Origin of the sequence: Arthrobacter sp. UYEF36, from assembly GCF_040547025.1 — a bacterium.
Taxonomy (GTDB): Bacteria; Actinomycetota; Actinomycetes; order Actinomycetales; family Micrococcaceae; genus Arthrobacter.
In genome coordinates this window covers 86953-98980 of sequence record NZ_JBEPOX010000001.1, presented here as the reverse complement: position 1 = coordinate 98980, position 12028 = coordinate 86953, and the positions used below count along the sequence as shown (strand labels likewise).

The 12028-nt window shown below is 68.8% G+C and carries 12 protein-coding genes; 2 read left to right on the top strand and 10 right to left on the bottom strand.

Annotated elements, in window-relative coordinates; translation table 11 throughout:
- Positions 1 to 21: 21 nt before the first annotated feature.
- Positions 22 to 558 carry a hypothetical protein gene (locus ABIB29_RS00450; RefSeq protein WP_354169065.1) on the bottom strand — a complete coding sequence of 179 codons (537 nt, stop codon included), beginning with the start codon at positions 556 to 558 and terminating at the stop codon, positions 22 to 24.
- A 383-nt stretch (positions 559 to 941) separates the two neighbouring features.
- On the opposite strand from ABIB29_RS00450, the gene ABIB29_RS00445 reads away from it, so the two are divergent.
- Positions 942 to 1667, top strand: a complete 726-nt coding sequence (locus ABIB29_RS00445) for a DUF1206 domain-containing protein (protein WP_502915540.1) — start codon at positions 942 to 944, stop codon at positions 1665 to 1667.
- A gap of 21 nt (positions 1668 to 1688) precedes the next feature.
- Here ABIB29_RS00445 and ABIB29_RS00440 read toward each other — a convergent pair whose 3' ends face one another.
- From ABIB29_RS00440 to ABIB29_RS00425, 4 genes are all read right to left on the bottom strand, one after another.
- Entirely contained in the window at positions 1689 to 2678 is a 990-nt protein-coding gene (locus tag ABIB29_RS00440) for a DNA topoisomerase IB (protein ID WP_354169060.1), read from the bottom strand.
- A 247-nt stretch (positions 2679 to 2925) separates the two neighbouring features.
- Positions 2926 to 4404, bottom strand: coding sequence for an FAD-dependent oxidoreductase (locus tag ABIB29_RS00435; protein ID WP_354169057.1), 1479 nt, complete (start codon positions 4402 to 4404; stop codon positions 2926 to 2928).
- An 89-nt stretch (positions 4405 to 4493) separates the two neighbouring features.
- Positions 4494 to 5795 carry a uroporphyrinogen-III C-methyltransferase gene (gene cobA, locus ABIB29_RS00430; protein ID WP_354169054.1) on the bottom strand — a complete coding sequence of 434 codons (1302 nt, stop codon included), beginning with the start codon at positions 5793 to 5795 and terminating at the stop codon, positions 4494 to 4496.
- A gap of 54 nt (positions 5796 to 5849) precedes the next feature.
- Entirely contained in the window at positions 5850 to 6524 is a 675-nt protein-coding gene (locus ABIB29_RS00425; protein WP_354169051.1) for a TetR/AcrR family transcriptional regulator, read from the bottom strand.
- A 75-nt stretch (positions 6525 to 6599) separates the two neighbouring features.
- Between ABIB29_RS00425 and ABIB29_RS00420 the strand changes: the two genes are divergently transcribed.
- Positions 6600 to 7091 carry a cupin domain-containing protein gene (locus tag ABIB29_RS00420; RefSeq protein ID WP_354169048.1) on the top strand — a complete coding sequence of 164 codons (492 nt, stop codon included), beginning with the start codon at positions 6600 to 6602 and terminating at the stop codon, positions 7089 to 7091.
- 56 nt (positions 7092 to 7147) lie between these two features.
- Here ABIB29_RS00420 and ABIB29_RS00415 read toward each other — a convergent pair whose 3' ends face one another.
- The 5 genes from ABIB29_RS00415 to ABIB29_RS00395 form a co-directional block, all read right to left on the bottom strand.
- A complete protein-coding gene (locus tag ABIB29_RS00415) occupies positions 7148 to 7444 on the bottom strand; it encodes a putative quinol monooxygenase (protein WP_354169046.1) in 297 nt (98 codons plus the stop codon).
- 270 nt (positions 7445 to 7714) lie between these two features.
- Positions 7715 to 8650 (bottom strand): ABC transporter permease, encoded by a 936-nt coding sequence (locus ABIB29_RS00410; RefSeq protein WP_354169043.1) that lies wholly within the window; start codon positions 8648 to 8650, stop codon positions 7715 to 7717.
- Entirely contained in the window at positions 8640 to 9365 is a 726-nt protein-coding gene (locus ABIB29_RS00405) for an ABC transporter ATP-binding protein (RefSeq protein WP_354169040.1), read from the bottom strand. The genes ABIB29_RS00410 and ABIB29_RS00405 overlap by 11 nt, the downstream gene beginning before the upstream one ends.
- 56 nt (positions 9366 to 9421) lie before the next feature.
- Positions 9422 to 10585: an ABC transporter substrate-binding protein gene (locus tag ABIB29_RS00400; RefSeq protein ID WP_354169038.1), complete on the bottom strand. Its 1164-nt coding sequence runs from the start codon at positions 10583 to 10585 to the stop codon at positions 9422 to 9424.
- Between the two features lie 237 nt (positions 10586 to 10822).
- Positions 10823 to 11989 (bottom strand): RtcB family protein, encoded by a 1167-nt coding sequence (locus ABIB29_RS00395; RefSeq protein ID WP_354169036.1) that lies wholly within the window; start codon positions 11987 to 11989, stop codon positions 10823 to 10825.
- Between the last annotated feature and the right edge of the window lie 39 nt (positions 11990 to 12028).

The window sequence follows — 12028 nt, the reverse complement described above, 5'->3', positions numbered from 1 at the left end:
CGGCTGGCGCGGAAGCCGCGACTAGCGTGAGAGGCCCGCGAAGACGTTCTTGGGACGCTGCATTTCGCCGTGCTTGGCGCCCATGACGATCACCGAACCGGCAAAGACGGGGATGGCCCACTGCAGGATTTTCAGCTGCTGCTGCGCGGAGCGGAGTTCCTCGGAGGCACCGGGCTTGGGCTCGGTGGCACCCTTGGCGCCCTCGCTGGCCAGCGTGTCCACCTTGGCGCCCTGGAGCCCGGCGTAGAGGCTCACGCCGGCACCGGCGAGGGTGACGATGGACTTGATGACGCTGAGGCGCATAACGCCGTCCTGCTTGGCCATCCGGCCCTTGTTTTCCCACATGATGGCGAGGCCGGAGAGGAAGTGCGCGCCGAAGGCCGCGGTCTGGACCGGGGCCCACTTCTTCCAGCCCAGGCTCGACAGCCGGGTGCGTTCGGCCGGATCCTTGGCTTCCGCCGCCGCCCCGTTCAGCCCAATGGCGCCCATCAGCGAACCGCCGAACCAGGCACCCGCCGTCAGGTCGTGGATGGATCGGGCAACAAGATTTCCTGCCATGGTGAGCTTCCTATCGTCTGAGTTCGAATCCGGAACTGTCGTCGCCCGCGAAAGGCGACGTCCCGGCTATGGTAAGCACACTTATCAAAAACTTGATAGTTCGATGGGCGGGAATGCCCCTGCGTAGACTCGACGGCATGGAATCACCCGGGCCAAGCGGCCAGCCAGCGCCCGGCCGAACCCCCGGCGGAACCCTCGGGACGTCCGCCGGGACCCTCGGGACGGCCGGCGGCGGAACGTCCGGCGGGACCCTCGGCGGAACCCTCGGGACGGCCGGCGGGACCGGGACCCTCGGGACGGCCGCCGGCGGCGCGGCCGACGCCGCGGAAGCGGCGTCGGACAGCGCAACGCTCGACGTCGTCGCCCGGTCCGGCTTTGCCGTGATGGCGCTGCTGCACATCGTGATCGGCGCGATTGCGGTGGCCCTGGTCCTGGGCGCCCCGGGCCAGGCCGAGCCGACCGGGGCGATCGAACAGCTCGCGGCCAACCCGTGGGGTCCGGCGGTCATGTGGGCCGGGTTCATCGCCTGCGCCGGGCTCTCGCTGTGGCAGCTGAGCGAGGCTACCCTGCGGGCCAGGCATCTCCCGCGCCGGCAGCGGCTCGGGAAGCTCGTTTCCTCCGGCTTCCTCAGCATCGCCTACGGCAGCGTGGGGCTCAGCTTCGCGGGCTTCGCGCTGGGCAACCGGGGCGATTCGGGCGACTCGACCCGGGACTTCAGCACCGCCCTGGTCCGCTCCCCCTTCGGGGTGCCGGCGCTGATCGGCCTGGGCCTGACCATCATCGGGATCGGCGTGTACTTCATCGTCAAGGGCGCGGGAAAGAAGTTCAAAGAGGAGCTGCGCCATTTTGAGGGGATGCGCCGCGGCCGGCTGATCAGCGGCCTGGGCGTCGCCGGCCACATCGCCAAGGGGGTGGCGCTGATCCTGACGGGCCTGCTGTTTGTCATCGCCGCAGTGACCAACGATCCCGCCTCCTCCACCGGACTCGACGGCAGCCTCAAGGCCCTGCAGGACCACCCGTTTGGCGCCGCCCTGCTCCTGGCGATCGGCGCGGGCTTCATCGCCTACGGCCTGTTCGCCCTGGTCCGGGCCCGCTTCGGACGGATGTAGACCGGCGGCCGCCTTGCCCCCTCAGCCCAGCGGAACGACGTCGCCTTCCTGGTACAGCAGTGCGCGGACCTCGGATTCTGCGGAGTCCAGCCGTTTCGGGTCGATGGTCTCCCCCGCGGCGAAGTGGTCCAGGACCCGCGGATCCACATAACTCTTCCGGGCGATTGACGGCGTGTTGCCAAGGACGTCGGACGCGTCCATCATGGCGCGGCTCACCGCCCGCTTCCGGGCAGACACCTTGGGCTGCGGGCCGGTCCGCGCCAGGCTGGCGGCCGCGGCCACCGTCCCGCGCAGGGTGCGGAAGTCCTTGGCGGTGAAGTCCTGGCCGGTGCGCTCCTTGACGTACTGGTTGATGTCCGAGCTGGACACCGGGTGCCAGCTCCGGCCGTCCTTGTAGGCCAGCAGGCGGGCGTTGCCGCCGCGGCGCTTGAGCTGGCGCACGACGGCGGCGAGGTCGGCGTCGTTGATCCGCGATTCCCAGTTCTTGCCGCTCTTGGCGGGGAAACTGAGCCGGAGCTCGTCCTTGCGCACGCCGACGTGGGCGCAGAGCAGCGTGGCGAGGCCGTGGCTGCCGTTCTCGTTCGTGTAGCGCTCGGAGCCGACCCGCAGCGAGCCGCTGTCCAGCATCCTGAAGGCGGCGGCCAGCACCCGCTCCCGGGTGAGGCCCTCCGACCGGAGGTCCAGGGTGACGAGCCGGCGCGCGGCCGGCAGGGTTTCGGCGAGCTGGAGGGCGCGGTCGAACTTCAGCCGGTCCTTCTTTTCGCGCCAGCCCGGGTGGTAGATGTACTGGCGGCGGCCGACGGCGTCGAGCCCGGTGGCCTGGATGTGCCCGTTGTCGTACGGCGCAATCCAGACATCCGTCCAGGCCGGCGGGATGCCGACGCTTTCGAGCCGCTCGCGCACGGGTCCGGGCGGCAGGGTGGAGCCGTCCAGGTCCCGGTAGCTGAAGCCGGTCCCGGCCGGGACCCGACGGTAGCCGCGGCCGGACGCGTTGCTGCGCCGGAGCCTCATCGGCGGGCCCCCGTTTGGCGGGATCCCAGTCCGGGGGTTGCTGGTCGGGTGGCTACTGCTCGGCGGGATCCCGGTCCGGGGGTTGCTGGCATGCGCTGCTCATCCATGACGGTAAGCCTACTGACTAAACCCGGGTTTTCCGCCCCCACTTAAAACAACGCGGGGTCACTTGCGGCCCATAATCCCCTCCGGGATGGGCGCGATGTGACCCCGCGTTGCGGTGCGGTGGTGTCGGGTGGCGCGTGGATCAGACCTCTGCGGCGACCCCGCCGCGGGAAATCTCCACCATGTCCTCGCGCGGGACCACCTTGATGCGTTCGCGGACGATGCCGCCGCCGCCGGCATCGCCGTCGGCACCGGCGTCGGCGCTGGCCTTCGCGCCGAGGGACCGCTCGTGCGCGTCCAGGGCCAGCCAGCCTTCCCAGCTGGTGTACTGCACGCCGCGGTTCTCCAGCAGTTCGACGACCGTCTCCGGGGCAGGCGCCGCGGCGAGCGGCAGGTTTTCGCGGTCCTCCAGCAGGTAGGTCACGGTTTCGAGGGCATCGCCCTTGGTGTGCCCGATCAGGCCCACCGGGCCGCGCTTGATCCAGCCGGTGGCGTAGATGCCCGGCACGTGGGCGCCGGAGGCATCCAGGACGCGGCCGCCGTCGTTCGGGACAACGCCCTTGCTGTGGTCGAACTCGACCTCGGGCAGTGACGAGCCGAAGTAGCCGATGGCTCGGTACACGGCCTGGACCGGGTAGTCGACGACCTCGCCGGTGCCGCGGGCGTTGCCCGTGCCGTCCAGTTCGGTGCGCTCGAACTTGATGCCGGCGACGCGGCCGGGGGTTTCGGCGTCGTCGTAGACCTCGACCGGGCTGTGCAGGAAGTGCAGGTGGAGGCGGCGGGACGCGGTGAGCTCGGCGAGGTCCTCGGGCTGCTCGGCGATCCAGTTGGTGAGTGTGCCCGCCATGGTCTTGGTCTGGTTGTTGCTCTGGATCTGCCGGTCCGATTCGGCGTCGAATTCGAAGTCCTCGGCGTACAGGATGATGTCCACGTCCTTGGAATGGGACAGTTCGCGCAGCTCCAGCGGGGTGAACTTGACCTGGGCGGGGCCGCGGCGGCCGAAGACGTGCACGTCGGTGACCGGGGAGGACTTGAGGCCGGCGTAGACGTTGTCCGGGATTTCGGAGACCAGGAGGTCATCGGCGTGCTTGGAGAGCATCCGGGCGACGTCGAGGGCCACGTTGCCGTTGCCGATCACGGCGATTTCCTTGGCGTCCAGGGGCCATTCGCGGGAGACGTCCGGGTGGCCGTCGTACCAGGAGACGAAGTCGGCGCCGCCGTAGGAGCCCTGAAGCTCGATCCCGGGAATGTTCAGGTCCGCGTCCTTGATGGCGCCGGTGGCGAAGATGACGGCGTCGTAGTGGGTGCGGAGGTCCTCGAGGGAGAGGTCCGTGCCGTAGTCGACGTTGCCGAAGAAGCGGATATCCCCGCGGTCCAGGACCTTGTGCAGGGCGTTGACGATGCCCTTGATCCGCGGGTGGTCCGGGGCCACGCCATAGCGGATCAGTCCGTAGGGCGCCGGGTAGCGGTCGAAGAGGTCGATGCTGACCGTGAGCTCGCCGCTCTTGACGGCCTCGCTCTTGGTCAGGATGTCCGCGGCGTACACCCCGGCGGGTCCGGAGCCGACGACGGCGATGCGCAGCGGGCGGGCAGCAGTTCCTACAGGGGTGTTCGTTGACACGGCTGTGTTCCTTTGTTCTTCTGCATCCGTTGCTCCACAACCGCCCTTTTGAGGCTTGGTAACGGCAGTTATGGGGCAATCGACGGGGGTTAGGGGGTCAGTACGCGGGTCAGGGTGGTGCGGGCGGTGCTTGGCGTGCGGGGGGCGTTCGGGGAGGTGGTGCTGTAGTCCGCGGTCTTGAAGTGCGACGGCGCGAACGGACTGACGCGGACCACGTCACCGATCACGATCACGGCGGGGTTCGCGACGCCTGCTGCCTCCGCCTGGTCCGCGATGGTCCCGAGCGTTCCGATGGTCACCCGCTGGTTCGGCAGATAACCATTCTCTACGATGCCAACAGGCGTCTCCGCTGGCAAACCGGCGCGGCCCAGCGAGGCCGCGGAATCGCGCAGCTGGCCCACACCCATGAGCAGGATCACGGTGTGGTCGGGCCGGGCGGGGACTTCGGAGAGCTCCTCGTGGCCGGTGACGACGCTGAAGCCCTTGGCCAGGCCGCGGTGCGTGACCGGGATGCCGGCGGCGGCCGGGACGGAGATGGCGGAGGTGACGCCGGAAACCACTTCAACCTCGACGCCGTGCTGCCGGCAGAACTCGGCTTCCTCGCCGCCGCGGCCCAGGACGTACGGGTCGCCGCCCTTGAGCCGGACCACGCGGTGTCCCTGCAGGGCTTCGTCGACCAGGATCCGGTTGATCTCGGACTGCGGGACGGGGTGGTGGCCGGGGGTCTTGCCGACCTCGATCACTCGGACGTCGGGTGCCAGTTCGGCCAGGAGTTCCCGCGGGCCCAGGCGGTCCGCGACGACGACGTCGGCCTGGCCCAGGAGCCGCCGGCCCCGGACGGTGATGAGTCCGGTGTCGCCCGGTCCGCCGCCCACGAGCGCGACGGTGCCGGGGGTTGAATCGGCCGGGGTTCGACGCCGGCGCAGCGGCAGGTCCCCGGTTTCCAGGGCGGTGGCGACGGCGTCGCGGAGGGCCATGGCGCGGCGCGGGTCTCCCCCGGCGTTCACGGCGATCTTGACGTCATCCACGACGGCGACGGCGGGCGTCCAGGCGGCGGAGGCTTCGTGGTCGGAGGCGTTGACGCACCAGATGCGCTGCGCCTCGGCGTCGGCGGATACCTGCGCGTCCACGGCGGCGTCACCGGTGGCGGTCTGGACGAACCAGACGCCGTCGACGTCGGCCGTGCGGTAGGTGCGGGGATACCAGGCGAGGAGGCCGGCGTCGGCGAGACCGGTCAGGGCCGGGCAGGCCAGGGGCGCGACGACGGTGACGCGGGCGCCGGCGTCGAGCAGTCCCTTGGCGCGGCGTGCGGCGACGGGGCCGCCGCCAACGACCAGCACGGGACGGCCGAGGAGGCGCAGCGCCGTGGGGTAAATGTCCTGAATTGCCATGCATCGACGATAGGGCGGCGTTAGGGAGCGGAACAACGGTCCGGAAACACCCGTTCACGCGGGGTAACGGGGCGTAACCTTTGGCCACTCGGGCCGGTGGCCGCCGGATGGGGCCGGATCAGGTGCCGGCAGCCCGCCCAGGAGCGCCCGGCTGAGAAGGGCACCGGCTGTCCACCGCATCGAAGCGACGGCGGCTTCCCTGCTCAGGCCGCCCACATCCGTCAGCCAGACCAGGGACTCAATTCCTATGGCGCTGCGGATCGCCAGCACCAGCTGATGAATCTCCTGCTCTGACAGCTGTTTCTGCAGCGGGGCCAGCGCCTCCGCGATCCAGGCGATGGCGCGGCCCTGACGGAGCGGCAGGCTCTTCTCCAGGCCGTCGGCAGGCTCCAGGGAGAGCCGCAACATGGTGCGCTGCTGCGCCTCGGTTTCGACGATCATCCGGGTGAACTCGACCACCACGGCATCAAGCCGCTCAGCCACATCTTCAGGGGGATTGTCCGGCAGCATCGACTTGCGCGCGGTCTCGGGATGGGCTGCCGCCAGCAGCTCCCGTTGGCCGGGAAAGTACCGGTAGGCGGTGCTCCGGGCCACCCCTGCTGCGAGAGCGGCCTCGTCCACGGTGGGAGTCGTGCCGGACGCGACGAGTTGGCGGGCCGCCGCCACGAGAGCATCAAAGGTACGCCGCTTCTGGCCTGTGCGGCCTGCCTCCACATAGGGTCTTGACATGTGCTTCATGGTACATGAGTCTTGTTATGGGACAACAGTCCCATAAGTCATTTGTCAGGCATCGAGGCGAGCATCATGGAGACGCAAAGCGCAGCATCCGCAATTGTCCTGCAGCCCGGCGAAGGGGCCAGGCGGTGGTTCTTCGGCGGCGGGGTGCAGACCTGGAAGGCGACAGAGGAGGACACCGCGGGGGCGTTCCTTCTCTTCGAAGACGAAATGGCCCTGAACAAGGTCACCCCGATGCACACCCATCCCGCCTCCGACGAAACGCTGTACATCCTGTCCGGCGAGATCCTGATGAACATGGACGGCACGGAGTACCGGGTTGCGGCCGGCGGACTGGCCCTGGCCCCGCGCGGCGTTCCCCATGCGTTCAAGGTGCTGCAGGAGGGGACCCGCATACTCTGCCTGCACACGCCCGGCGGCGCCCAGGCCTTCTACTTTGGGGCAAGCGAGCCGCTTGGCGTTGATGACGATGGTGAGCGGGCCGTGGACTTTGACCGGATCCGCGAATCCGGGCGTCTGCACGGCGGCATCGAAATCCTGGGACCCCCGCCGTTCGATTAGGACCAATGTCGGGGCCCGGCCGCGGGGTACGCGGCGCGGCCGGCCGCACCCGGCGCCTACTTCACCGCGATGAGCTCGATGAGTTTGATGTCGGGGTCCTTGGCCAGCAGGGCGGGGCCGTGTTCGCCGAGGGCCGCGGGGATGGCTCCGTTGAGGTGGGCCTGCCGGTCCTCCTCGGTGTCGAAAGTGTCAAAAATGCCAAACGTGTTCTCGTTGACCCGGAAGGCGTACCAGGTCCGTGTGCCGGGCTCCGTGAGCACGATCTCACGGCCACCGTTGAGGAAGTCCCAGACGTCCTGTTCCTTCCCCGGTTTGGCTTCCACCAGTGCCAGCACTCCAAATTTTGGCGCCACGGCTGTCTCCTCAAAGTTGGGCTGGATCGGCCGGAAACCGGCCTATAGCCGCGAGTGTAGGCCGGTCCCGGGGTCCGGACAAGGCGTCGCGAGGAGCGCCCCGCGCCCGGCAATAAGACGTTCCAGATAGCGGCGCAGGATGACCCGCTCTACAACAGCAACGCGGGGTCACTTCCGGCCCATAAACCCCAGGTTTATGGGCGCTAGGTGACCCCGCGTTGCTTGTGCTTGGAGGGAGGGAGGGAGGGAGGGAGGGTTGGTGGGTGGTGCTTAGCGGGTGCTGCCGGCGAGGAGGCCACGACGGCGGAGAAGGCGCTTTTCGATCGGGGCGAAGACCAGCAGTTCGATCAGGATGCCGACGGCCAGGATCAGCAGGATGGCGGCCATCACCACCGTCATGTCGGACAGCACCCGGCCCTGGTCCAGGAGCGAGCCCAGGCCGAAGCCGATGGTGCCGCCGACGGCGATGATTTCCGCGGCCATCAGCGAGCGCCAGGAGAAGGCCCAGCCCTGCTTGAGCCCGCCCAGGTACCCCGGCAGGGCGGCCGGAAGGATGATCTGCAGGGCCAGCTGCAGGCGGGACGCACCCAGGACTTTCCCGACGCTGCGGTACTGCGGCGGGATCTGGTCCACGCCGGAGATCAGCCCGTTGATGATCGAGGGGATGGCGCCCATAAACACCACGAAGTACACGGTGGCGTCGGTGAGGCCGAACCAGATGATGGCGGCGGGTACCCAGGCCACGGACGGCAGCACCTGCAGCCCGGAGATCAGCGGCCCGAAGGCGCGGCGCAGCGGGGCGACCTGGGCAAGCAGGAGTCCGACCGGGGTCGCGATGGCCACGCTGATCAGGAACCCGACGAGCCCGCGCTGCAGCGAGGTCCACACCGCTTCCTGCAGTTTCCCGTCGGCCCACAGGGTACCCAGCTGGCCCAGCACGTCCAGCGGCCCGGGCACCAGGTCCTGCCGCTTGAAGCCCAGGGACACGTAGAGCTGCCAGATGATGATGAGCACCGCGAGCGCGGCAACCGGCAGCAGGACGCGGCTCCAGTCGACGCGGGCCTTGCGCACGGCGTCGGACTGCAGTGAGTCCAGCCCCGCCTCGAGCTCGCGCAGGTCGGCCGGGCCGGTCGAGGACCGGGTCAGGGCCGCCGTGATGTGGCGGGTCTCGGCGGGCTCAACCAGCGACGTTTGTTTATTTGGCATGGCGGCGGATCTCCTCGCGTAGCCGGGCGGTGATTTCGCCGGTGAGCTGGCCCGCCAGTCCGGCGTCGGTGCGGTGCTCTTCGCTGACCTGCCATTCCCGCACCACGCGGCCGGGCCGGGAAGAGAGCAGCAGCACGCGCTGGCCCAGCCGGACGGCTTCGCGGACGTTGTGGGTGACAAAAACGATGGTGCGGCCGGTTTCCTTCCAGATCCGCTCCAGCTCGTCGTGCAGCAGGTCGCGGGTGATCGCGTCCAGGGCGGCGAACGGCTCATCCATCAGCAGCAGCTGCCGGTCCTGCGCCAGCGAGCGGGCCAGGGAAACGCGCTGGCGCATCCCGCCGGAAAGCTCGTGCGGGCGCTTGTCCCCCGCGCCGCCCAGGTGCACGAGGTCCAGCAGCTCACCCGCCTTGACCCGGCGCTCGGCCTTGCCGACGCCGCGCAGCTTCAGGGCCAGCTCGATGTTCTCCCGCGCGGTCAGCCAGGGGAACAGCGCCGCGTCCTGGAACATAAAGGCGGCGCCGTCGCTCGGCACTTCCAGGGCGCCCGACGTCGGCGCCTCCAGTCCCGCCATGATGTTCAGCAGGGTGGACTTGCCGCAGCCGGACGCACCGAGCAGGGCGACGAACTCGCCCTGCCCGATGGTGGCGTTGACGTCGTCCAGCACCGGGGCGCCGTCGCCGAAGCGCTTGCCCAGGTTTTCCAGTACGACTGGCATGGTCACGTCCTTACTTCTGTTGGCACTTCTGTTGGCGGGCCGGGGGAAGGAACTGCTTAGTCCGTACCCAGTCCCTGCGCGGAGATCGTCGTGCCCGTGGCGCCCGCGCCGAGGACGCTGTTCAGGGCCGTGAGGTCGAAGATGCCGTTGATGCCGGCCTGTTTGGTGGTGCCCGCGTCGACGCCGTCCTGGAGCAGCTTTTGGTATGTGCCGGCGAGCGGGTCGACGGTGTAGACGATGTTCTTCAGCGAACGGTCAATCACGTCAGCCGGCAGGGCGGCGCCGGCGGAGTCCTTGAGCGCGGCGTTGAGGACCGTGGCCTTCTCGTCCGCGGGGGCGGCGTTGAGCCAGTCCACGGATTCGACGTGGCCCTTCAGCAGTGCCTGGACCGTGTCGGGGTGCGCGGCGGCGAAGTTCTTGTTGACGATCAGGACGGTGGTGATGAACTCGCCCTTCTCCCACAGGTCCTTTTCATCGACGAGGACCTTTGCGCCGGCCTGGAGCACCAGGCGGGAGGCCCAGGGCTCCGGCAGCCACGCGCCGTCGAGCTTTCCGTCCTGGAAGAGTTTAAGCGTCTGGGCGTTCTCGGTGGGGTTGATGGCGACGTCGCCGCTGCCGTCGGTGTTGGTCTGGTAGCCCTGCGCACCGAGCCAGGCGCGCAGTGCCACGTCCTGGGTGCCGCCGAGCTGCGGCGTCGCGAGCTTCTTGCCCGCCAGGTCCGCGGCCGAGGTGATCTCAGGTTTGACCACCAGCTGCGCTCCACCGGATGCGGCGCCGGCGATGATGCTGACCGATTCGCCGTTGCTCTTGACGTAGGAGTTGATGGCCGGGTTGGGGCCAATGTAGGTGGCGTCGAGGGCGCCGGCGTTGAGGGCTTCGATCGCGGCGGGGCCGGCGTTGAAGACCTGGGTGCTGAGCCGGGTGTCGCCGAGGCTCTTCGCGATCAGGCCTTGGCTGGTGCCGATCAGGGCAGGGGCGTGGGTGATGTTGCCGAAGTAGCCCAGTTTGAGCTCGACGGCGGGGGTTGGCGCGGGGGCGGCGTCAGGGGTGCGGGACACCGTTGAGGCGACGGCGGCACCGGCACCGATCAGCAGCACGAGGCCAACAGCCAGGCAGATCTCCAGCATGCGCTTGCGCCTGGGCTTGCTGGATTCGCCGGCGACGATCCGGATGGTTCCGGGGACCTGGCCGGGGGTGGGGTTGTTCGAGCGGGATGACATGGTGGAGTTCCTGTTCCTGGGGGTTCGGGGAGGCCGGGCGGGTGGTCAGCGCCGGCGACATCGCCCCCGGGCTACCCGGCTGGCGGTGCCAGGGGAAAGCCGTTCCGTGGTTGTCATTGCTTCACCATAGGGACTGCGGGGAACCCGGTTCAACGGACCGGAAACCCGGGGTCACGCGGGTTCATGCAGCGTCACATGCGGGCTGCGATCGGGGCTCTGCAGCGGAATTATTGCGGATTAATCGCCTTTAACGTTGACGAGCTGCCGGAGCTTGTGCCGTATCTTGACAAGGTCCGCGGAGTCGCGCATCACCTGGTCGATGGGTTTGTACGCCGCCGGGATCTCGTCGATGAAGGCCTTGCTGGGCCGGAATTCGATGCCTTGCATGGCGGTCTTCAGCTCGGCCAGGGTAAAGATCTTCTGGGCGGCGTGCCTGGAGTATTCCCGCCCGGCGCCGTGCGGCGAGGAGTTCAGCGACTCGCGGTTCCCCAGGCCCACCACAACATAGGACGCGGTGCCCATGGAGCCGGGGATCAGCCCGGGGTCCCCCGCCTCGGCCCGGATCGCTCCCTTGCGCGAGACCCAGACGGACTTGCCGTAGTGGTGTTCCTTCGCGGTGAAATTGTGGTGGCAGTTGATCCGTTCGGCCTCCCGGACCGAGCCGCCGGTCCAGGATTCAAACTGCCGGATCACCCGGTCCATCATCTCCTCACGGTTCAGCAGGGCGAAGTGCTGGGCCCAGCGGAGTTCCCTGATGTAGCGGTCGAACTCCGGGGTGCCTTCCTCGAGGTAGGCCAGGTCCGGATGCGGCAGGGCGATGTGCCGGCTCCGGATGATGCTCCGGGCCTCGCCGATGTGCCGCTGGGCGAGTTTGTTGCCGACGCCGCGGGAGCCGGAATGCAGGAACAGCCACACGGCGTCCGTCTCATCCGCGCACACCTCGATGAAGTGGTTGCCCGAGCCCAGCGACCCCAGCTGCAGTGTCCAGTTCGCGGCGTACTGGGCGGGGTCGAACCGTGCCTTGGCTGCCATCCGCCGCAGTTGGTCAATCCGGGGTGCGGCGGTGGCGCTGATTCTGTGGTTGAAGTGGCCGGCGGACAGCGGAACGGCGTGCTCAATGCCCTCCCGCAGCGGTTTGCGGTCCCTGGGCAGGTCCTTCACGGAGTACTGCGTACGGACGGCGATCATGCCGCAGCCGATGTCCACGCCCACGGCCGCGGGGATGATGGCGCCGAGGGTGGGGATGACGGATCCCACGGTGGCGCCCAGGCCCAGGTGGGCGTCCGGCATCAGCGCCAGATGCGGATAGATGATGGACAGCTGCGCCGTGGCCAGGGCCTGTTCGCGGGTTTTGTCATCCAGGATCGACGCCCAGTTGAACAGTTTGTTGTTGATGACTTCCAACGATCTGCCCTCCCATGACGATGATCGTGGGAGGGCAGC